Source organism: Staphylococcus sp. FSL K6-3157, assembly GCF_038005145.1.
Taxonomy (GTDB): domain Bacteria; phylum Bacillota; class Bacilli; order Staphylococcales; family Staphylococcaceae; genus Staphylococcus; species Staphylococcus equorum.
Genome location: NZ_JBBOSM010000001.1, coordinates 1,424,779 through 1,447,729, shown reverse-complemented (window position 1 = coordinate 1,447,729; position 22,951 = coordinate 1,424,779). Strand labels below are relative to the sequence as shown.

Here is a 22,951-nt window from a genome sequence, read left to right as displayed (position 1 = left end):
TTATTTTCGTTCAAAACGATCTTTATCACGTGTATTAAATTTTTTCATTGTTTCATCAAAGCTTTCTGTCATATCAATATCTAAAGAATTGGCAATACATAATAAAACGAATAAATTATCACCTAGTTCTGCTTTAATTGTATTTTCGTCTTCTGTCTCTTTTTTCTTTTTCTCACCATGGTAGTGATTAATCTCTCTTGCCAGTTCACCAACTTCTTCAGTTAATCGCGCAAGATTAGCTAAGGGAGAGAAATACCCTGTTTTAAATTGACCAATATAGTCATCCACTTCAGTTTGCATATTTTTCATAGTCTTCATCATATACGCCTCACATTCTAACGGTTTCTTATATAGTATAGACTAATTTTAGGCTTCATGCATTATTCCTGCAATAGTTAACCGTTATATTATTTACTATTTGACTATAATCGTTTTAATTTGTTTATTTCATTATTACACGTAATTAAGTAGTAACCACTTCTTTTTAAAAGTGAGTAAATTAATATTTTTGCTTAGATGTGTTTTTTGGTGAGATTTAAATCCGAAATAATAAAAATGTCAGTTTAAACAAAAATGGAAGCAAGACAGAAATCTAATTTTTCTAATAAGATTTCGTCGTCCCACTCCTGCGAAGATCACTAAAAAAAATAAGGTTGAGACATAATTATATGTCTCAACCTTATTTATATTATTATTCACTTGATCTAGCAATAAGAATAAATCTTGCAAGCTCTGCTAATGCAACTGCAGTTGAAGCAACATAAGTCATTGCCGCTGCTGTAAGTACTTTTTTAGCATGGCGGTGTTCTTTTTCATTAACAATGTCTAAGCTTTTTATTTGTTTCATAGCTCTACTACTTGCGTTAAATTCAACTGGTAGTGTAACAATTGAGAATAATACTGCAAGAGACATGAATGCAATTCCAATCCATAATGCTGTAGAACCTAAAGTACTTTGCATAGTAGTTAAAATAATACCTGCAAATACTGCTAAGTAACCAACTGAACTACCTACGTTAGCTAGTGGTACTAAAGATGTTCTGAATCTTAAGAAGAAATAACCTTCTGCGTGTTGTATCGCATGACCAACTTCGTGGGCTGCAATTGCTGTACCAGCAACTGAAGGTCTACTGAAGTTAGCTGGTGATAACACGAGAACTTTTTTTCTAGGGTCGTAATGATCTGTTAAGAACCCTTTTCCTTCAACGACATCAACATCATAAATGCCGTTTGCATGAAGTATTTCTATAGCAACTTCTTGACCTGTCTTACCACTTGTCGATCTTACTTGTGAATATTTTTCATAATTAGACTTAACTTTGTGCTGCGCCCATAAAGGCAATACCATTAGAATAACAAAGTATATAATCATATAGATAAAAGACAAAAATCCTCACTCCTTTATAAACATTTTACTGTGAACGTTAATGATGGTCAAATATTTTATCCTTTTTAAATCGAGTTAAATTTAAATATAGCACTAAAGGTATGACACTTAACCAAAACGCGAGGTAAGCAATACCTTCAACATGGTTAGCAATGAAATCATAGTAAGGATATTGCATAAATACATAATCAATAATGTCATTATGGAATACCCATATCACAGCAATAGTAAAAGCAAGAATAGTGATTTTAAATCTTGGGTAAAAGAAAAATGCCTCTATAGCCATAATACCGTGAGAAAATATAAGCATACAGCCAATAATTGTAACTGAGTCGTATTGTATAAACATAATGATGTTCATAATAACTGCCCATACACCATATTTTATCAGCGATACAAAAGCTAAAGCTTCAATAATTGGTAAGTTCTTACCTGCGATAAGTCCAATTAATGCAATACATAAAAATAATGAAGCGGTTGGACTGTCTGGCACAAACGGTATGAACTGCCAACTCGATACACTCAGTTGACTACCATACCATATATAACCATATATCGTGCCTAATAAATTACAAATAAGCAGAAAGTAAAGTACACCTTTATTATAAATGAGTAAATGCCATAAAGATTTTATATTCATAAGGTCAATCCTTCATTGTTTTATTTACATTTCTTAACTCAAAAGTATTAAGGATTTGAGTTAATTGATAAAACAGTGCTTTATCATGCAATTGTAAACTTAAATCAATATTATCTTGTAAATGCGTGATAATAGAGGACTCACTTTGCTTTGAGAGCGGGATACTATAGATGTCTTGCATATACATAGCATAGTATGGTGAATGTAACAATTGCATTAATAATAATTCATCTAAACGAGTCTCTCGAGATTGTGCTTTGCTAAAATGCAGTTTGATATCAAAAGATACAGCATCATTTGCTATATAATTGAAGATTTCATCACTATTAATCAACTGCTGGTTTTTAAGTGTAAACCTGATTCCTTGTTGATCAGTATCTTCCATAGCAATTTCCAAAATATGATGATCGGAAATGAGTTCATCCACAAAATGAATTTGTTGTAGTAACTCAGGTGAAGACTTAATTAAGTTTAATACCCACACACTAATCCTAGATTTAAACTGATATTGAAAAAGCAGATATTCAATGAAATTAGCTTTCACTTGTTGTAGGGTATTACTCATCTTACTCACCTTCCTTGACTAGAAAGATAATAATCTTTCTGCTTCATCATGCCATGTTTCATTGCTTGGATCTAATTCCAGTAATTGATTTAGCATTGTTTTTGCTTGTTCAATTTGTCCGATTTCAACTAGATAGAAATAATAATCACTTAGAAACGCAGATTGCGTGTGCAATGTTGGATATGCTAATTCAAAGAAATGTTGTGCTTCTTTGTCACGTTCCTCTTGTCCTAACGCAAATGCTAAATGCCACATAAACACGGGATCTAAATCTTCTTCATCAACATATTTCAATAATGCTATAAGTGCCTCGTAGTCTTCTTCTTGTCTATATAAATCACTTAGGATTAAAAGTGGTTCTTGGTAAGCATTATCAACTTCTAAGGCTTGCAATAATAATTGTACACCTTCATTAGCATCGCCATGTTCAATTGCTATACTGCCTGTTGATACCATCAACTCTTTATAAAATTGACTTAATCTCAAGCCTTCTTTACCAATTTCAATGGCTTCTGCATGGTTATGTTCATTTTCATAAAGTTGTTGCAGATAAAAATAGCCTTGTAAGAAGTCAGGATCTTTAGATAATAGTGTTTGAACTAAATTAATTGCTTCTTGAGAGAGCTCATTTTTTTCATAAGCAATCGCTTTTTTAAAGTAATCTTCAGAAACCATTTCTTCTTCATTGATTTCATCGAACATTTTAATCGCATCACTGTAGTTTCCACTTTGCAAACTACAATCTGCTAAGCGAGAAAATAAATTTGTGCCATTCACTTGATATTCGCCTGTTTCAAGCACAGTTTCGTATTCAGAAACTGCACGTAAGTATTGTCCGTCAAAATACAATAATTCAGCAAGTGCATAGTGTATAATTGGATCATTTGGTTCTATATCTATGGCGTCGACTAATTTATCTATCGCAACTTCTAACATATTTAATTGTTGATATAAATCAGCTTCTAACATTAAACGTTCAGTTGATAATTCAACTTGGTTTAAATATTCTAAAGCTTCATCAGTTTGATTCTCAGCCATTAAACCTTCGATGAAGTAGATAAGTAGTTCACTTTCATCAGGATATTTATGGTATAACGTACGGAATACTTCAAGCCCTTGAGGCATTAAACCGTAATTATATAACGTTTCACCAAGTATAAAAAGTGCATCGTCCTTTGGAGAACTTAATGCTTCATTCACACGAGTGTCTAAGTTATCTAATTTTTGTAAGTTGATATCGTCTATGAGTTTATAGATATCTTCCATACTTTTATCCCTCTTTTTCTAATTGTTTTAACTTCGTTAAGAAACCTGGGAAAGAAACATTTACAGCATCAAATTGATTAATAGTTAACGATTCATCTGTTAATAATGATGAAATAGCAAGCATCATACCTATACGATGATCAGTAAAGCTATCGACTGTTGCTGTTTGCTTCAAAGTTGAAGGATGTATAATCATACCATCACTTGTTGGTTGTAACATAAATCCTAATAAATTTAGCATATTCGCAGTCGTATCAATACGATTTGTTTCTTTAACTTTCAATTCTTCTGCATCTTTTACAATACTTGTACCTTCAGCTTGTGAACATAGTAATGCTACAATTGGGATTTCGTCAATTGCTCTTGGCACTAAATCTCCATCAATTTGGAGTGGTTTCATATCAGGTGAATATTGTATGCGGATTGAAGCAGTTGGTTCTGGACCATCTGTTTGATTGAATAGCGTAATGTTCCCTTCCATTTGTTTCACGATATCTATAATACCTGAACGTGTTGGGTTTATGCCAACATTGTGAATTGTAATATCACTGTCTTTCGTTATCAAGCCCGCCACTATAAAATATGCTGCTGAAGAAATATCACCTGGCACATGAAAATCTACGGATTGAATATGTTCGATTCCTCGTTTTGGCATTTCTATCGTTTTCCCATCAGTAGTAATAGGAATATGGAAATGTTGGAACATCGTTTCTGTATGATTGCGTGTTGTACCTATTTCTTTAACAGTTGTTGGCTCTTCTGCAAACAAACTGGCGAATAAAATTGCACTTTTCACTTGTGCGCTCGCAACTTCCATTTGATAAGACATGCCGTTAATTTGTGCAGGTTTAATGATTAGCGGTGTGTAATTATTATCGACGCCTGTTATATTAGCGTTCATTAAGCTTAAAGGTTTCATAATTCTGTCCATCGGTCTTTTACCAATAGATTCATCACCTGAAATAACAGTTTCGATGCCTAAACCACTTAACAGACCAGCCACCAAACGTGTCGTTGTACCAGAATTACCTGTATAAAGTACTTGATGAGGCGTTTTGAAGTGTTTATACCCAGGAGAATTAATTTCTATTTTATCTTCGCCAACAGTAATTTCAACACCTAATTGTTGGAAAATTTCCACTGTATTCAGGCAATCTTCACCAAGAAGTGGTTTATATATTGTAGAGGTGCCAGATGCAAGAGAACCTAACATAATGGCTCTATGTGTCATAGATTTATCTCCTGGTACTTCTATTTCACCAATCAATGGTCCGTTAATATCAATTGTTTTACTGTTTGTCAAAAAATCCACCTACTTTTTAAAATATGTTAGGAAATCTGTGAATGCATGTAGAAGTGTTGGCTTATCTATGTGTTTTACCACAGGATTGCCAATGCCATCCAATAATACCATTTGAATCCCTTGTTGATCATTTTTCTTATCTTTTAACATGAGTTGATATAAGGTTTCAAACTCAAATTCATTAATGATATCTAATGGGTAATTTAACGAGACTAAATAATTAAAATAATGAGATATATCAAAATCTCTATTTAAAACTTTATTAGCAACAATAAATTGATAAATAATGCCTATCATCACTGCATGGCCATGAGGGATTTTAAAGTTGTATTCAACTGCATGTCCAAATGTGTGACCTAAATTTAAAAATTTACGGACATTGGATTCTTTTTCATCTTTGACGATAATATTTAATTTCGTTTGGATACCTTTAAATAAATAATATTCAATTTCATTTAACGAAGCGAGTGCTGGCTGATCAGAGTATTGTGTTTCAATATTTTGTACAGCTTCCATGTCACTCAATAAGGCATGTTTATAAACTTCTGCATACCCACTTAAAATTTCTCCATAGGGTAAAGTTGTTAGAAAGTTCAAATCATAAATAACGGCATTAGGTCTATAAAAGGCGCCTATTAAATTCTTACCATGTTTAGAATTAATACCTACCTTGCCTCCTACACTTGAATCATGTGCAAGAATAGTCGTTGGTACTTGAATAAAATCTACACCTCTTAATAAGGTTGCAGCAAGGAATCCTGTAAAATCGCCAGTAGCGCCACCGCCAACTGCGATTAAACAAGTATCACGTGTTAATTGTTTACTGAGTAATACTTCAATCGTTTCTTCATAAAAGGCTAACGATTTTGTCGTTTCACCAGAAGGAATGATAAGTTTATGTGCGCCATATTCAGAACTGATAAAATCTATCTTTTCATTCCAATTATTATTTACCGTTTCATCAACTACCAACACAACATCTTTATAATCATTTATATATTGATGTAATTGATCTAATGCATGGTGTTCTACAATAATTGGATAGTTATTGGATGTATAAGTAGTTTCTAATTTCATATGCTCACCTAGTCACTTCATAAATTTTAAATTGCTACTTAGTATTCTATATTTAATAAACGACGCTCATCTATTTGTGATTTTAACTGCTCTATATGATTACTTTGAAATTCTTCAAGTAATGCTTTTGCAATTTCAAATGCTACAACATTCTCAACTACAACACTTGCTGCGGGTACAGCACAGCTGTCAGAACGCTCAATAGATGCTTTAAATGATTCTTTTGTATTAATATCAACGGAGTTTAGTGGTTTGTAAAGTGTTGGGATTGGTTTCATTACACCATTAACCACGATAGGCATACCATTAGACATACCACCTTCGAATCCACCTAAATGATTTGAACCTCTGTAGTAACCATTTGTAGTATCATACAAGATTTCATCTTGAATTTCACTGCCTGGTTTTTCAGCTGCTTTGAACCCTTCACCAAAGCTTACCCCTTTAAATGCATTAATACTTACAACGCCTTGGGCAATTCTACCATCAAGTTTACGATCGTAATGTACATAACTACCAATACCTACTGGTAAGCCTTCGACAATTGTTTGAACTACACCGCCGATTGTATCGCCTGCTTTTTTAGCTGAGTCAATTTTATCGCGAATTTCTTGGGCTATCTCATCATTTACAACACGAACATCATTTTTATCAATATTAGCTTTAATCGTTTCAAGATCATATTCGATATCATCTTTGATGCCACCAATTTCAACCACTCTACTATAAAAGTTAATATCTAATTGTTTTAATAAAATTTTAGAAACTGCACCTACTGCAACACGTGCAGCCGTTTCTCTTGCTGAAGAACGTTCTAACACGTTTCTTAAATCTCTATGATTGTATTTCATACCACCAATTAAATCAGCGTGGCCAGGGCGTGGTTTAGTAATTACACGTTTCATATTGTCTTGATCTTCTTCACTTATTGGATCAGCACCCATGATTTTCTTCCAATGTGTAAAGTCATCATTTGTAACAATCAATGTGATTGGACTACCTAAAGTATAGCCATTACGCACTCCTGAAACAATTTCAACTGCATCCTTTTCAATTTGCATACGACGACCTCTGCCGTATCCACCTTGTCGCTTAAACATTTCTTCATTAATATCTGCTACGTTGATTTCTAGATTTGCTGGTACACCTTCAATAATTACAGTTAACTGTGGTCCATGTGATTCACCAGAAGTTAAATATCTCATACTTTTCCCACTCCGTTCCTTTAGTACTTTAAATTATAATATTCTCTATATCTTATCACATTCAATTGTTCAAATTAACAGAAAAATTTACAAATATTGAATCTTATGAAAACTTCCATGTTTTAAGTGTAACATTTGAATATTTTTTATAGTAATAACTTTAGATTTTATATAGAAATATTAACATTTTCCAATATTATCTATTAAATAGGAGGAAAAGAAAGCAAAGGTTAAATTTGATTTCTTACTCTCCATCTACAACATTATATATATTAGAAGAATATTTTATACACTATACTAAGTATATTGTATAAATAAATGTTAAACATAAAATAAAAAAAGCTAACTGAATTTTTCAGTTAGCTTTTTTTATTTTAATAATTCATTTCATAAAGCCTATGATTTATTGAAATTAACGTTATTCGTATAACCATGCTTCACGTGATCCAGTATAATCACTTAATTCTTCAGCTTTAAACCAAAGGTTAATTTCTTTTTTAGCTGATTCTACCGAGTCTGAACCATGAATAATGTTTCTACCTACAGTTAAACCTAAGTCTCCTCTAATAGTGCCTGGTGTAGCTTCAGATGGATTAGTTTTACCAATAATATGACGCGAAATATTTACTGCATCTTCACCTTCAACTACCATAGCGAAAACTGGTGCAGAAGTGATGAAGTCAATCAATTTGTTATAGAACGGTTTATCTGTGTGTTCTGCATAATGTTCTTCTGCAAGTGACTGTGGTACAGTCATAAATTTACCGCCTACAAGTTTTAGTCCTTTACGTTCAATACGAGAAATGATTTCTCCTACCAAATTGCGTTGTACCGCGTCTGGTTTGATCATTAGAAATGTTCTTTCCATAATGTGTGAATCCCCCTGTTTGTTATGTATCAATTGTACAGTAATAATGTACATGACTATGTATCAATAAAATATTATGTTTTGAGATACATTAATATATTAACAGGTAATTAAAGCGCTTTCAATGCTTTTCATACAATTATAAATTTCTTTTCCCCACTTTTTTAATTAATTTCTTAAATAAAGGTTTAGCAGCTTCGCTTTCCAATTGATCAAGTAGGTTTAATGCTTTTTCTAAATATCTATCACTGATTACTTGTGATTCTTGTATAACATCAGATGATTGAATGCGCTGGATACAATAGTCAAACGTCTCTTGATCTGCATCTGGAGTAAGTTGTTGTATTTGTGCTTTAAACTCTGGGTGCTTTCTCATTTCTAATAATACAGGTAAAGTGATATGACCATTCATTAAATCACTACCAACTGGTTTCCCTAATTTTTTTTCTGTACTTGTAAAATCGAGGATATCATCAACAATTTGAAAACTCATGCCAATATAATGACCAATCATTTTTAAATTATGAACTGTTTTCAAATCAGCACCAGAAGCAATCGCACCTGCTTCTGTAGATAATTGTATCAGTAATGCTGTTTTGCGATTAATTCTGCGCAAATAACTCGTGATTGTTTGATAACCATTAAATTGATCTTGAAATTGAAATAGCTCCCCCATACATACTTCAACGATGGCATTTGAAATCACCGAATGAATACGGTTATCTTCAATGCTTGAAATATGTTCAAGCGCTGATGCAAGTAAAAAGTTACCGGCAAGAATAGCAGTATTTTGATCCCACTTTTTAGCTATAGTCAAGCTTCCTCGACGTTTATCACTCTTATCTACGACATCATCGTGAACTAAAGTTGCCATATGAATTAATTCAAGGGCAACAGCTACACGATAAACATCCTCATTCATTTCTTTACCAAACTGGCTACTTAAAATTACAAAGGCAGGTCTAACGCGTTTACCACCTGAAGAAAACAAATGATAAGAAGCATCTTCTAGTACTTTATCATTGCTTATAAGAGATTGTTCTAATCGCTTTTCGATTTTCTTTATTTCACTATTCATGTTTAACTTTGACACGTTAATCACCTTTGGTTGATTCATTTTTATTTATAGCCAAGGTGCATCGCTGCAACGCCACCTGTAAAGCTACGTATTTTTATATTACTGAAACCTGCTTGAGTAAACAGACGTTTTAACTTTTCTTTATCTGGAAAATCAAAAGTAGATTGTTGTAACCATTCATACTCATCTTTAGATTTTGCAAAAATTTTACCGAAAATAGGCATTATAAATTTAAAATAGAGTTTATAACCTTGTTTGAATACTGGTGTTGTAGGTTGGCTAGTTTCTAAACAGACAACCATACCACCTGGTTTAAGCACTCTGTATAATTCTTTAAGTGTAGCTAAATAGTCAGGTACATTACGTAAACCAAACCCAATCGTTACATAATCAAATTCATTGTCTTCAAATGGTAGATTCATAGCATCGCCATGCACAAGTTGTATATTATGCATATCTTGTGTTTTACCTTTGCCGACTTCGAGCATGTTTTCACTGAAATCTACACCAATGACTTCGCCTGTGGGTCCTACAGCCTTACTGAGTGAGATAGACCAATCAGCAGTACCACAACATACGTCTAAAGCTTTACTACCAGGTTTAACGTTCATTTCTTTCATAACCCGTTTTCTCCAAGTCTTATGTTGCTCAAAGCTAATAATATTATTTAGGCGATCGTATTTGCCAGAAATATTTTGAAAAACGTCATGTACTTGTTCTTTTTTTGCTTTATTATCTGCCATAGTTAATTACCTCTTTTTTGAATGTATTTCAGTCTTTATTTCACCTAAAAATGTAATTAATTCATTTTTAGAAAATTTACTTAAATAAGAAGGATGTTTTTTAGCTAAGTTCGCTAATAATTTATCATTGAGTAATTCAAGATTGGCATCAGGAGCAAAATGTTGAATTGTAATAAGTGGAAATAGGTTTTCAACTTTTAATATATATTGACTGATGTTCTCTTTAGTAAGTGCATCGTGATGTATTGACGACTTCATTTCATTCACTTCAACGATTGCTGCACTTATTTCTTTTTGATAAGTTGGAGCGTTTAACTTTGCTAATAATGTATAAAAATGTGCGCTCAATAAGTCACCAATTAAAATAGACTTTTTAGACGATAACGTTGTAGAAACTTCGTCTAAATGACGCATCGCAGTATCTATTGTGAGGCAAGCCAATCTAGCTTCTTCAGGAATATCATATGAATCGAGAATTTGCGCTAAGTTTTCATCAATAGCTATAGATTCATAATAATGTATACCTTTAAGTCTATGTACAATTTGTTTTTCTAATATGCTTAATGTCGTTTCCATGTTCACACCTCACGTTATTATCCATATACATATTAACATTATATAGAGAAAAATAAAATCAACGATAGTTATAGTGGTAAATATTTATGTATGAAGTATTTGTACAAATACATTTTTAGAGTGATGAAACGATTAATCTTTTGACTTATGTATGTATAATTTAATTTATATTAAGCGCTGTGACAATTATAATATTTAATTTATTTCATCGTTATATCGAATGATATCATATTAAGTATAAATAAATGCAAATTGTTTAACGTTCTTAGATTAAAAGTGTATAAAAAAAGAAAAAGCCCCTTATAAAAGGGCTTTAGTTTTAGTAAAGAATTATTTAACTGCGTCTTTTAATGCTTTACCAGCTTTGAATGCTGGAACTTTGCTTGCAGGGATATCAATTTCTTTACCTGTTTGTGGGTTACGGCCTTTACGAGCAGCACGTTCACGTACTTCGAAGTTACCGAATCCAATTAATTGTACTTTTTCACCTTTAGAAAGTGATGATTGAATTGATTCGAATACTGCATCTACAGCTAAACCAGCCTCTTTTTTAGTTAAATCAGCTTGCTCTGCAACAGCATTGATTAAATCTGTCTTGTTCATTATGAATTCACCTCCCCTAGGGTTTATAATGATACTTAATATCATTATGGTATGACTTTAACACAACGAATACTGCAACTGCAATGATTTATGCGCAGAAAACGTTGAAATAATAGGATTTTAACAACAAATTGCTATATATTTGTTAAAAAGTGTAATAATGCTTCATTATTCTGATTTTTTTCCACGGCCCATAAGATCTTTAACACTCTCATCTACAGGTCTGTTTTCAAATAATACACTGTAAAGTGCATTCGTTATTGGCATGTCAACATCTTGCGCTTTTGCTAAATGATAAACTGATTTTGTGGTGTACACACCTTCGACAACCATATCCATCTCATCTAACGCTGTGTCTAATGATTTTCCTTCACCCAATTTAAAGCCTAAAGTGTAGTTTCTAGAATGCGTAGATGTACATGTAACGATTAAGTCGCCAATGCCCCCTAAACCTAAGAAAGTAATAGGATCAGCACCTAGTTTTTCACCTAAACGGCTAATTTCAGCTAAACCTCTTGTCATGAGTGCTGCTTTAGCATTATCACCAAAGCCCATACCTGAAATTACACCGCTTGCTACAGCGATGATATTTTTTAAGGCGCCACCTAATTCAACGCCTACAAGATCATCATTTGTGTAAACACGTAAATAATCATTCATGAATAAGTCTTGTGTTAATTCACTTACTTCAGGTGACTTAGAAGATGCAGCAACTGTCGTTGGTTGTTTAATGACAACTTCTTCTGCGTGACTTGGACCTGATAATACACCGATACCTGCGTTATGTTCTGCTGAAATAGAATCTTCTAGCATTTCAGAGACACGTTTATAAGTATCATTTTCTATTCCTTTTGCTACATGTATAAATGTTTTTGGAGTTGATAAAAGTGAATCAATTTCGCTCGCTACTGTTCTCATAGCTTTTGTAGGCAATGCCATTAAAAAGACTTCAGAAAAATTTATAGCAGCTTTAATATCTAATGTTGCTTTGATTGAATCATTAATCTTAGCTGTTTTTAAATATTTACTATTGATGTGTTGTTCATTAATTTCATTGATTGTTTGTTCATTTTTACCCCACATCAATACTTGGTGTCCATTTTCAGCTAAAACATTTGCTAAAGCTGTACCGAAACTTCCTGTACCAAAGACTGTTACTTTAGACATGAATATCTCCTCCGATAATTAATTTCTCTTTCTAGGTATAATGTGCACAGGTGTACCTTCAAAACCGAATGCTGCTCTGATTTGATTTTCCAAATAACGTTTATAAGAAAAGTGCATTAATTCTACATCATTTACAAAAACGATAAAGGTTGGTGGTTCAATCGCTACCTGCGTAGTATAGAAAACGTTCAATCTACGACCTTTATCAGTCGGAGTTGGGTTCATAGAAATAGCGTCAGTGATTACTTCATTTAAAGTTGAGCTCTTCACGCGTTTTTTATGGTTTTCGCTGGCTTGTGTAATATATGGGAATAACGTTCTAAGTCTTTGACTTTCTTTTGCAGAAACAAATGCAACTTCAGCGTAATCTAAGAATTGGAATTCTTTACGAACCTCATCTTTGAATTTTTTCATAGTATTCGTTTCTTTATCAACTGTATCCCATTTATTTACTACTATTACAATAGCTTTACCTTCTTCATGAGCATATCCTGCCACTCGTTTATCTTGTTCTATAATGCCTTGATCAGCATCAATAACAACTAAAATAACATTTGAGCGTTCGATGGCTTTTAGGGCACGTAATACAGAATATTTTTCCGTATTTTCATATACTTTACCTTTTTTACGCATACCCGCTGTATCAATTAAGACATAGTCTTGGTCGTCATAAGTATATTGAGTATCGACCGCATCACGTGTTGTTCCTGCTATGTTTGAAACGATAACACGTTCTTCACCTAGTATTGCATTGACTAAGCTAGATTTACCAACATTTGGACGTCCGATAATAGATAAGCGAATCGTATCGTCATCATATGGATCAGGTTCTTCTTCTTTAAAGTGTTTGACAACTTCATCTAAAAGATCACCTAGACCTAAACCATGCGAACCAGAAATTGGATAAGGATCGCCAAAACCAAGCGCATAGAAATCATAGATTTCATTTCTCATTTCTGGATTATCTACTTTATTTACTGCTAAAACAACAGGTTTTTTTGATTTATACAACATTTGAGCAACAACTTGATCACTTTGTGTTAAACCTTCACGTACGTTAACCATAAAAATAATGACATCAGATTCATCAATTGCAACTTCTGCTTGTGCTCTTATTTGTGTTTGGAATGGTGCGTCACCAATTTCAATACCACCTGTGTCGATGACGTTAAAATCATGTGTTAACCATTCGCCTGATGAATAAATTCTGTCTCGAGTCACACCGGGTGTATCTTCTACGATAGATACACGCTCACCTACGACTCTATTGAAAATTGTAGATTTGCCTACATTGGGCCTGCCTACAATTGCTACTATAGGTTTAGTCATAACTAACTTCCTCTCTTTTTTAATCTCTATAATTCTATCATAAGGGGAAAGCAAATCAAAAGAAATATTTAATCTGTACTAATATTATTAGGTTAGTTTTAAAAAAATTGTTTTTAGAGATTACATAAAAATAAATCTTGTCCTAAATAGATGTTAGGACAAGATTTAAAATTGGTGTTAAATTTATACGTTAAAACTTGAAGTCTTTTAATTTATCTCCGAAAACATCACCTAAAGTAGGGTTGTCATCATCGTCAGAACCACTTTCCAAGTATGATTTCGTAGTGGCACTATCACTTTCAACTACATTTTCCGCTTCTAATGTTGCTTTAATAGATAACGAAATACGTTCTTTTTCTACGTCGACACCTAGTACTTTGACACCTACGACTTCCCCAGGCTCTAATACTTCGCTTGGTGAACCGATGTGAGTATGTCTTATTTCAGAAATGTGTACTAAACCTTGAACGCCTGGTTTAATTTCAACAAAGGCACCAAAGTTAGTTAGTCTAACAACAGTTCCTTCGATGACATCACCTTCGTTAAACTCACCTTTTATTGATTCGAATGGACTTGGTAAAGTATCTTTAATTGATAATGAAATGCGCTCTGAATCTCTATCAACTGATTTTACTTTTACGTTAACTGTATCTCCAATAGATACTACGTCTTCTGGAGATTTAACGTGTTCATGAGATAATTCAGAAACGTGAACAAGTCCGTCTACGCCGCCAATATCTACAAAAGCCCCAAAGTTAGTTAAGCGTGCAACTTTACCTTCGATAACATCGCCTTCATTAAGTGAATTTAATAAATCGTCTTTTTTCTCTGCATTTTCTAATGCCTCTACAGCTTTACGACTAAGAATGACACGATTATTAGCAGGATCTAGTTCTTCCACTTTTAGTTTAAGAACTTGTCCTTCGAAATCAGAGAAATCTTCAATGAAGTCTGTTGAAATTAATGAAGCTGGAACAAAGCCTCTTTGGCCAACATCGACTACTAAACCACCTTTTACTACTTCAGTGACTTTAGCTTCAATCGTTTTATTGTTGTCTAATTGTTCTTGTAAAAATTCATATGATTTTTCTGTTTCAAGTTGACGTTTAGAAAGAATATAAGCACCTGTCTCATTTTCTTCGTCATACTCTACTTTTGTAACATATGCACCAATTTCATCACCAACTTTGACAGCATCACCTGGATTGTCTATATGATGCGTAGAAAGTTGACTAATAGGGATAATACCATTAAATTTAGCACCGTTAATGTTTACAATTACTTGTTTTTCATCAATTTCTTGAATCTCACCAGTAACTGTATCCCCTTCTTTAATCTCTTTGATCATTGATTCGTTGAATTCTTCAGTCATCTTGTCTGCCTCCTTATTACACTACATAATTATAACATCTTATAAACTGACAGAATTGTCAAGAAATTCCCCTTTATTATAGGAATTCAAATTCTATTTGTTAAAAAGTTGTAAAATCAGGGTTTATAGCTAACTAAAGCTTTGAAATTTTTACCTAAAATTTACATTTATTTATATATATGCAGATCTAATTGATATAAAAATGTACCTTATTTATATACCCTATATTAGTTATTATATAACCTTTTTACACAATTTAAAAAGAAACGGCACTATAATACGCTGTATTTATAAAAAAACTATTATTTTATTTAATTTCAGTAACTAATGATAAAATTTCTTCAGTTACTTTTTCAATACTTTTACCAGTTGTATCTACCGTAATTGCATCATCCGCTTTTTTCAAAGGTGAAATTTCACGTGTCATGTCATAATTATCTCGATCCGCAATTTCTTGTTTTAATTGTTCTACATTAGAGTCGATGCCTCTTTGTTCATTATCTTTTTGTCTACGCATTGCACGTTCTTCAACAGAGGCAATCATATAAACTTTTAAATCTGCATCTGGCAATACAACTGTTCCGATATCTCTACCATCCATAACAATGCCCTTTTGAGCTGCTAATTCTTGTTGCTTTTTAACTGCAAAAGTACGCACAGCTTCTTTAGATGCTACAAAGGAAACATTGTTTGTTACATTATTTTCTCTTAAAAAATCAGTAACATCATAGTTATCTAAAATGACTCTCTGACCTTTTTCTTCATCATATGTTAATGATAATTCAGATGAATCTATCAATTGCGAGAAGTCTTCAGTCTTGTTTTGTTGTAAATATTTATAAGTTATAGCTCGATACATTGCGCCAGTATCTACATAAATCATAGATAATTGTGCAGCAACGCGTTTAGCTATTGTACTTTTCCCTGCTGCAGCAGGTCCATCAAGTGCGATATTAATTAATTTCATTTTAGTAAACCTTCCTTGTTGTTTTATGTATAATATTTTATCATAAATACGTAAGTTATAAATAGGAGGAATGCCCATATGAAAAAACTTCTTCTCATACATACTGGTGGGACGATTAGCATGTCACAAGATGAAACTAATAAAGTAGTAACAAATTCAGACAATCCAATATCCAACCATCAAGACATTATTAAACAATTTGCTGATGTAACAGAAATTACGCCATTTAACGTTCCATCCCCACATATGAATATAAAGTATGTAGAAACATTAAAGCATATTATTGAAGATGCTAATAGGGATGAAAATTATGATGGGTTTGTTATTACACATGGTACAGATACGTTAGAAGAAACGGCATACTTATTAGATCTTACTATAAATGTTTCAAAACCGATAACAATTACGGGTGCTATGCGTTCTTCAAATGAAATTGGCTCAGATGGTTTATATAATTTTATCTCAGCTATTAGAGTGGCTTCAAGTGATAATGCAGCAGATATGGGTGTTATGGTTGTATTTAACGATGAAATTCATACTGCACGAAATGTGACTAAAACGCACACCTCCAATACGAATACATTCCAGAGTCCTAATCATGGACCATTGGGCGTAGTGACAAAAAATAGTGTTCAATTCCACCATAAACCATACGAACATTTAGTTTTAAATGATATTAACCATGATTTAAACATTCCTTTAGTAAAGGCTTATATGGGTATGAATAATGATGTATTAAACTTTTATAGTGAGCATCAAGTTGATGGTATTATTATCGAAGGTCTAGGACAAGGCAACCTTCCACCTACTTGTTTGGAAGGCCTAGAAAAGTGTTTAGATAAAGAGATACCAGTTGTGCTTGTCTCACGCTCATTTAATGGTATTGTTGGCCCAATTTATGCCTATGAAGGTGGCGGTGCTACCTTAGCTGAAAAAGGCGTTGTTTTTTCAAATGGATTAAATGGACCGAAAGCAAGACTTAAACTTTTAGTAGGTTTAAGTAACCAATTAAACGCTAAGCAGTTAAAAAAATATTTTGAATCACAGTTATAATGATTTAAAAAAAAGAAATGATGGTTTCTACTTTATTAAACGTAGGAACCATCATTTTTTAATTGATTTTGCAGAGCTGGGCATGAGGCAGAAATGTTATTAGAAAAATTTAATTTCTGTCTTACGCTCTAGTTTATTATATTATTATGATTCAAGTGGTGTTTGTTTTTTAGATAAAATACTTTGAGTGATAATACCGCCGTGGTATTTGCCGTTTTCTATAAATATTGTATTTGCATCATTGCCTGCCGCAATGACACCAGCGATATAGCAATTTTCGACATTTGTTTCATAAGTTTCTCTATTATAAACTGGTGCAGTACCAAACTCATTACTATTGATATCTATACCAATTGATTGTAGGAAATCATAGTCTGGATGATAACCAATCATAGCAAAGACATAATCATTAGGAATTTCAATTGTTTGATTTCCTTGCTCATAAAATACACTATCTTCTGTTATTTTAGTAACATTTGAATTAAATGCCATGTTAATTTTTTCATGACGTACTAAAGATTCAAAATTCGGTAGAATCCAAGGTTTAATTGCTTTTGGATAATCTTCTCCGCGATAAATAACTGTTACGTTTGCTCCAGCCTTTTCTAACTCTAGAGCAGCATCTACAGCTGAGTTTTTACCTCCGACAATTACAACATTTTGGTCAAAGTAAGGATGTGCTTCTTTAAAATAATGCATTACTTTTGGAAGCTCAGCTCCATCTACTTCAAGATGATTATGATGACCATAATAGCCAGTTGCTACAGTAAGGAATCTACATTGATAGACATCTTTAGTAGTTGTAATCGTAAAACGGTTATTAATTTTTTTCACTGTGAGGACTTCTTCGAAAGCGTTAACTCGCAATTGATGATGCTTAACCACTGCTCTGTAATATACTAGAGCTTGATTTCTATGTGGTTTGCTTTCTTCAACAATAAATGGAATATCCCCAATACTTAATTTATCACTTGATGAAAAGAAAGTTTGATGCGTTGGATAATTATAGATTGCATCTACAACATTTCCTTTTTCAATAACTAAAGTATCAATACCTTTTTTCTTTTGTTCAATAGCAGCACTTAATCCGCAAGGACCGCCACCAATAATTATACTTTCAACTGTTTGCATAGTTTATTTGTCCTCCTTATACCACCAATATATTATACCAGTAGTTTAGAAAAAACCAAATGATAGAAATCGAATATTCTTGCACAAATTATATTGACGCTTTATTAATCTTAAAAATTAAACACAAAAACGACCAAACTCACTAATTTAAAGAGTTTGGTCGTTTAATAGGTTTTTACTTATAACATGATGAACTACTGTGGAATAACAAGACGTTGGCCATTATGGATTTCATTTCCTTGTAGATTATTGGCTTGTCTGATTTTTTCAACGTTTTCTGGTGAACCACTACCATAATATTGAATAGCAATTCTATATAGGTTTTGACCATTAACTACATGTGATCGTTGGCCAGAGTTACTATTTGCTTGTTCGCTATCTTGGTTGTTAGTTGCTTGTGATTGATCTGAAGATGAATTGCTTTGAGCGTTAGATTGATCACTTTGTTGATCTTGACCGCTCTGACTGTTTTGGTCGCTTTGACCTTGACTGTCTTGCGTACTATTTGTTGCATCTTGTGAACCGTTGCTAGCTGAATCAGAATTAGCATCGTTACTTGATTGATCAGAATTAGCATCGTTACTTGATTGATCAGAATTAGCATCATTGTTTGCTTGGTCAGCGTTTTCGCTATCAGAATTGGCAGAATCTGAACCGCTATTGCTGTCTTCTGAGTTTGAAGATGAGTCATCTTTGTCTTCATCTTTATTGGCTTTATCATCTTCTGATTTTTTATCTTCATCTTTATCTTTTTCAGAATCAGACTTACTATCTTTATTATCAGCTACTTTTTTGTCATCGCTATTTTTGTCACCTTCGTCATCGCCAGTTAAAGCCATGCCACCGAAAATAGCAATTGCAGCTAATATTAATATCGCAGCCAATATTGGTAATAATTTACCTAATAAACCGCCTTTTTTCTTTTTCTTATTATCGTCGTCATTGTTATCACCATTATTACCATTGCCGCCATTACCATTACCGCCGTTGCCATTGCCACCGCCAGCTTTAGAATGTGCCGCTGCGGCAGCACCTGTTCCGGCAGCAGCTGCTCCACCAGCTACAGCAGCGCCTTTTTTCTTAGAACCATTTTTTTCTTTGTTTTTTTCATCTTTATCTTGTGCTTCGTTTTCGCTGTGATTATCTTTATTGTCTTTGTTACCTTTGTGCTTGCCAGCAGCATAAGCACCTGCACCAGTTGCAGCGGCACCTCCAGCTACAGCAGCACCTTTTTTCTTAGAGCCATCTTTATCTTGCTCTTTTTTATCTTGATCTTCTATATCTTGTTCATTTTTATTCTGCTCGGTTGCTTTATTGTTATTATCTTGGTTATGTTCATCTTTGTTATCGCTATGCTTTCCAGCAGCATAAGCACCTGCACCGGTTGCGGCAGCGGCACCTCCAGCTACAGCAGCTCCCTTTTTCTTAGAACTATTGTTATCATTTTCTGAATGCGAAGCATCATCTGATTTGTCTGCTCGTTCGTTATCAGAGTTGTTGATATTTTGTTCATTATCATTTAAGTCATTTTCTGCTGAATCTTTATTATCATTGTGATTTCCAGCAGCATAAGCACCTGCACCAGTTGCAGCAGCGCCACCAGATACAGCAGCACCTTTTTTATTAGATTCATTATCTTTTTGTGATTCAACGCTTTCGTTGGAATCATTTTGGTTTCCTTTGTTATTTTGATTGTTCGTAGATTCAGGGTTTAAATCATTATTCTTCGAAGGATCTTTTGTTGAGTTATTATTATCATAATCTGCTTCTGATGCGTTATTATCTTGTAGTGATTGATTATCGCCTTGAACTTCACCTTTATCTTGTTCAGGCTGATTATTTGGATTCTGATTTGTTGCTGTGTCACGTCTGCGCTGTCTTCTTTGAGCGTTTCTAGGAGGGAATTGTTCGTCTGTCTTATCAGAAACTTCCTCTTTTACGTTGTCAACTGAACCGTTAACGGAATCCTTTGCATTGTCTTGATGTTCTTTTGGATCAATGGATTGACGATTTTTTTCAAAATCATCTTTAAAATTGTTGTTAGACAAATTCATCATCCTTCCTTGTTTTAATTTAAGTATATACTGTTATACCCTAAAAATAAGTAAATATGTATAACTTTTTATGCAAAAAATTACTATTAAGCTAGTATATATGTAGTATTATAGCTTGTTTGAAAAAGTGAAGTAAAGTATTTGTCTATTATTTAAACAAATTTTGTATTTTTTCATTAAAATCCATTTTTCTTTTTACTTTTTTTCTATTAATTAAATTAATTACATTTAAATCAGAATCATTATCACAGCATTGATCAGGTCTTTTACTTAACGTTTCACCAAAGAATTCCATCATATAAGTGCGTCGGCATTGGTCTAAGTTTTTATATCCTAGCATACGTATATAACCTTGGCGTTTTCGCTGATAGGTTCTGTCGAATATCGTACGTAACTCAGCAAATGAGTAATAGCTATTTAAGATTTCTAATATTTCAAATTTGTCCGGAGTTACAAAGGCACCTGTTTCAAAGGCATCTATGTCATTAGTGGTCATCATATCCGTAAATAATAGTGTTTCTAGTAAAAAACTATCATCAGGTTGAAATAAACTAATTGCTTGACTGTCTGCCCCATCACGACCAGCGCGACCAATTTCTTGCATGTAGTTTGATGGACTTGTCGATAGGTGGTAATGAAAAATAGAACGTATATCTTTTTTATTAATGCCCATACCAAATGCACTGGTTGCCACGATGATAGGTATTTCATTATTTAAAAATTGATGCTGAACTGTGTGCCGTTCTTGATAAGATAAATCTCCATGATATATTCCTGTTAAAAAACCATAATTATATATTTCTTTTGCTAAAGTTAGACACACTTTTTTAGAAGAAACGTAAATAATTGTAGGTCCTGAATTTTCTAATGCTGGTAGTAACCATTTTAATTTGGCTTCATCATCTTTGAAATTTTTATGTGCTAAAGAAATATTGTCTCTGTTCATACTCGTTTTAATAACATGAAAAGACTTTTTTAACATATTGTTTAAGTCATAAGTTAAATAATTCGGTGCAGTTGCTGTAAGAGCAAGCACGGTTGCTGTCGGAAAACGGGAGATAATTTTACCTATAAGTGCATAGTGAGGTCTGAAATCATATCCCCATTCAGATAAGCAATGTGCTTCATCTAATACGACCATGCCGATATCCAAATTTTTAATGAGTTTAAAATTTTGGGGTTGGAGTATAAATTCTGGACTTAAATAGATAAAACGACTTTTTGTTAGTGCTTCAATGTTTCTTTTTCTCTCATTTTCATCCATACCTGAATGAATACAACAAACATGATGTTCACCGTGTAATTTGAGTTGCATGACTTGATCATCCATCAAAGAAATGAGGGGTGAAATGATGAGTGTCGGTTGTTGACGTATGTAGGTTGGTAATTGATAACAAAGACTTTTACCACTTCCTGTAGGTAAAATACCTAATGTATCTTCATTGTTCAATACACTTTCTATAATCTCTTGTTGGCCAGGTTTAAAATCCTCAAACCCGAACCACTTTTTTAGCTCATGTTGTAACATTGATTTCACCTCTCTCAATTCCAACGATAATCAATTTCAATTCAAAATAGCTGAGGTCCGGAAATATTTCTTTATAATTGCGTAGCCTCTCACTACGATGTGAAATGTAGTAAGTCATGAAATCAGTATAAGTTGAATGTGTTAAATAATCTTCATAATTCGATATGTAGCCTTTTATAAATAGTTCTAAAATGTGATCATCTATCGTATTAGGTTTAACATTTTGTTGTGCAGCCAGTTGTTCGAAGTTTAATCCATTTTGTAAACCTAAGTAAGTTTGCTCTGTTTTATTTAATAATGATGGTAGCACAATGAGTTTGTTTAACAGTGGATAGTTAGACTCGTGCTCAATCTCGTACATTAATGTGACCAAATCTGTAAATTCTAATTCAAATAAGTGTTCTTGTGGTATGTCTTCTATTAAACTGATTTGTTGTCGTGTATACATACTTTCTTCAAAACCTTGTAGGTAATAGTGAATATATATTGTATTATTTTTATTCAGTATAGATTGGAATAATGTTGTAAGTTCTGCAACGAATTGTTCTTGTAATTGATTGCTTATAATTTCTTTATATACAAATTTAACTTGTTGGTGTACAGTACTATGTTGAGTAATAGGTACGAATTGATAGACCTTATGTTGTGTGTTAGATAGGGTCTGAGTTAACAATTGTATGGCTTTAAATGTATTAGTTAAACTATCAAACGTATGTCTCGGATGATTAACGATATTTTGATAGCTATTATGTTGATCATTAAATTGATTGAAAAATCGCTCAAACGACTGATATTTCAAGTTAGGCATGCTGTGATATAATGATAAGAGTTGTTGACTACAGGCATCAAAAAAAGTTTGATGTGACTTTTTCCCTGTGATAATATTAAATATACTTTTTTCAGTTTTGTAATTGTGTGCATGTGTTTGTGCAAATTGGATTATATTATACATGTTTACTCCCTCATTTTATAAAACGAAAACATTTGAAAAAACTTAGTACAGTGACTACAATAATAATTGTGCTATTAGTGTAGCATT

General features: G+C 33.0%; 22 protein-coding genes. 1 reads left to right on the top strand and 21 read right to left on the bottom strand.

What is annotated here, in order from left to right; genetic code table 11:
* The 17 genes from MHB47_RS07020 to cmk form a co-directional block, all read right to left on the bottom strand.
* Positions 1–318 carry a nucleotide pyrophosphohydrolase gene (locus tag MHB47_RS07020; RefSeq protein WP_002512428.1) on the bottom strand — a complete coding sequence of 106 codons (318 nt, stop codon included), beginning with the start codon at positions 316–318 and terminating at the stop codon, positions 1–3.
* A 373-nt stretch (positions 319–691) separates the two neighbouring features.
* Positions 692–1,387 carry a zinc metallopeptidase gene (locus MHB47_RS07015; protein ID WP_002512429.1) on the bottom strand — a complete coding sequence of 232 codons (696 nt, stop codon included), beginning with the start codon at positions 1,385–1,387 and terminating at the stop codon, positions 692–694.
* A gap of 37 nt (positions 1,388–1,424) precedes the next feature.
* Entirely contained in the window at positions 1,425–2,027 is a 603-nt protein-coding gene (locus MHB47_RS07010) for a DUF1405 domain-containing protein (RefSeq protein WP_340755845.1), read from the bottom strand.
* A 4-nt stretch (positions 2,028–2,031) separates the two neighbouring features.
* Positions 2,032–2,592: a YpiB family protein gene (locus tag MHB47_RS07005; protein WP_318421202.1), complete on the bottom strand. Its 561-nt coding sequence runs from the start codon at positions 2,590–2,592 to the stop codon at positions 2,032–2,034.
* A gap of 18 nt (positions 2,593–2,610) precedes the next feature.
* A complete protein-coding gene (locus tag MHB47_RS07000; protein ID WP_021339210.1) occupies positions 2,611–3,858 on the bottom strand; it encodes a tetratricopeptide repeat protein in 1,248 nt (415 codons plus the stop codon).
* Between the two features lie 4 nt (positions 3,859–3,862).
* A complete protein-coding gene (gene aroA / locus MHB47_RS06995) occupies positions 3,863–5,161 on the bottom strand; it encodes a 3-phosphoshikimate 1-carboxyvinyltransferase (RefSeq protein WP_340755841.1) in 1,299 nt (432 codons plus the stop codon).
* Between the two features lie 9 nt (positions 5,162–5,170).
* Positions 5,171–6,238 carry a 3-dehydroquinate synthase gene (gene aroB, locus MHB47_RS06990; protein ID WP_002507571.1) on the bottom strand — a complete coding sequence of 356 codons (1,068 nt, stop codon included), beginning with the start codon at positions 6,236–6,238 and terminating at the stop codon, positions 5,171–5,173.
* A 38-nt stretch (positions 6,239–6,276) separates the two neighbouring features.
* Complete coding sequence (aroC, locus tag MHB47_RS06985; protein ID WP_021339212.1) at positions 6,277–7,443, bottom strand: chorismate synthase; 1,167 nt, start codon at positions 7,441–7,443, stop codon at positions 6,277–6,279.
* 418 nt (positions 7,444–7,861) lie between these two features.
* Positions 7,862–8,311, bottom strand: coding sequence for a nucleoside-diphosphate kinase (ndk, locus tag MHB47_RS06980; protein ID WP_002507569.1), 450 nt, complete (start codon positions 8,309–8,311; stop codon positions 7,862–7,864).
* Positions 8,312–8,450: 139 nt separating this feature from the next.
* A complete protein-coding gene (locus tag MHB47_RS06975) occupies positions 8,451–9,404 on the bottom strand; it encodes a polyprenyl synthetase family protein (protein ID WP_340757287.1) in 954 nt (317 codons plus the stop codon).
* 26 nt (positions 9,405–9,430) lie between these two features.
* A complete protein-coding gene (locus MHB47_RS06970; RefSeq protein ID WP_002507567.1) occupies positions 9,431–10,132 on the bottom strand; it encodes a demethylmenaquinone methyltransferase in 702 nt (233 codons plus the stop codon).
* Between the two features lie 6 nt (positions 10,133–10,138).
* Complete coding sequence (locus MHB47_RS06965; protein WP_340755839.1) at positions 10,139–10,708, bottom strand: heptaprenyl pyrophosphate synthase subunit A; 570 nt, start codon at positions 10,706–10,708, stop codon at positions 10,139–10,141.
* 330 nt (positions 10,709–11,038) lie between these two features.
* The gene (locus tag MHB47_RS06960; protein WP_002483248.1) at positions 11,039–11,311 is read right to left on the bottom strand and encodes an HU family DNA-binding protein; all 273 of its coding nucleotides are present in this window, start codon (positions 11,309–11,311) and stop codon (positions 11,039–11,041) included.
* Positions 11,312–11,479: 168 nt separating this feature from the next.
* Complete coding sequence (locus MHB47_RS06955) at positions 11,480–12,478, bottom strand: NAD(P)H-dependent glycerol-3-phosphate dehydrogenase (RefSeq protein ID WP_340755837.1); 999 nt, start codon at positions 12,476–12,478, stop codon at positions 11,480–11,482.
* Positions 12,479–12,496: 18 nt separating this feature from the next.
* On the bottom strand, positions 12,497–13,807 hold the full coding sequence (gene der, locus MHB47_RS06950) for a ribosome biogenesis GTPase Der (protein ID WP_002507564.1): 1,311 nt from the start codon (positions 13,805–13,807) through the stop codon (positions 12,497–12,499).
* A 190-nt stretch (positions 13,808–13,997) separates the two neighbouring features.
* Positions 13,998–15,179: a 30S ribosomal protein S1 gene (gene rpsA / locus MHB47_RS06945; RefSeq protein ID WP_002512432.1), complete on the bottom strand. Its 1,182-nt coding sequence runs from the start codon at positions 15,177–15,179 to the stop codon at positions 13,998–14,000.
* 307 nt (positions 15,180–15,486) lie between these two features.
* On the bottom strand, positions 15,487–16,146 hold the full coding sequence (gene cmk, locus MHB47_RS06940; protein ID WP_002507562.1) for a (d)CMP kinase: 660 nt from the start codon (positions 16,144–16,146) through the stop codon (positions 15,487–15,489).
* A 78-nt stretch (positions 16,147–16,224) separates the two neighbouring features.
* Here cmk and MHB47_RS06935 point away from each other — a divergent pair, with 78 nt between their 5' ends.
* On the top strand, positions 16,225–17,199 hold the full coding sequence (locus tag MHB47_RS06935; protein WP_340755835.1) for an asparaginase: 975 nt from the start codon (positions 16,225–16,227) through the stop codon (positions 17,197–17,199).
* A 144-nt stretch (positions 17,200–17,343) separates the two neighbouring features.
* Here MHB47_RS06935 and ypdA read toward each other — a convergent pair whose 3' ends face one another.
* The 4 genes from ypdA to MHB47_RS06915 all read right to left on the bottom strand — a co-directional run bounded on the left by ypdA (position 17,344) and on the right by MHB47_RS06915 (position 22,864).
* Positions 17,344–18,330 (bottom strand): bacillithiol disulfide reductase YpdA, encoded by a 987-nt coding sequence (gene ypdA, locus MHB47_RS06930; protein WP_002507560.1) that lies wholly within the window; start codon positions 18,328–18,330, stop codon positions 17,344–17,346.
* Between the two features lie 194 nt (positions 18,331–18,524).
* Positions 18,525–20,384 carry a LysM peptidoglycan-binding domain-containing protein gene (locus tag MHB47_RS06925; RefSeq protein WP_340757285.1) on the bottom strand — a complete coding sequence of 620 codons (1,860 nt, stop codon included), beginning with the start codon at positions 20,382–20,384 and terminating at the stop codon, positions 18,525–18,527.
* A 148-nt stretch (positions 20,385–20,532) separates the two neighbouring features.
* Positions 20,533–21,912, bottom strand: coding sequence for a RecQ family ATP-dependent DNA helicase (locus MHB47_RS06920; RefSeq protein WP_002507558.1), 1,380 nt, complete (start codon positions 21,910–21,912; stop codon positions 20,533–20,535).
* On the bottom strand, positions 21,899–22,864 hold the full coding sequence (locus tag MHB47_RS06915) for a helix-turn-helix domain-containing protein (protein ID WP_340755834.1): 966 nt from the start codon (positions 22,862–22,864) through the stop codon (positions 21,899–21,901). Before MHB47_RS06915 ends, MHB47_RS06920 begins: the two co-directional genes overlap by 14 nt.
* Positions 22,865–22,951: the final 87 nt, after the last annotated feature.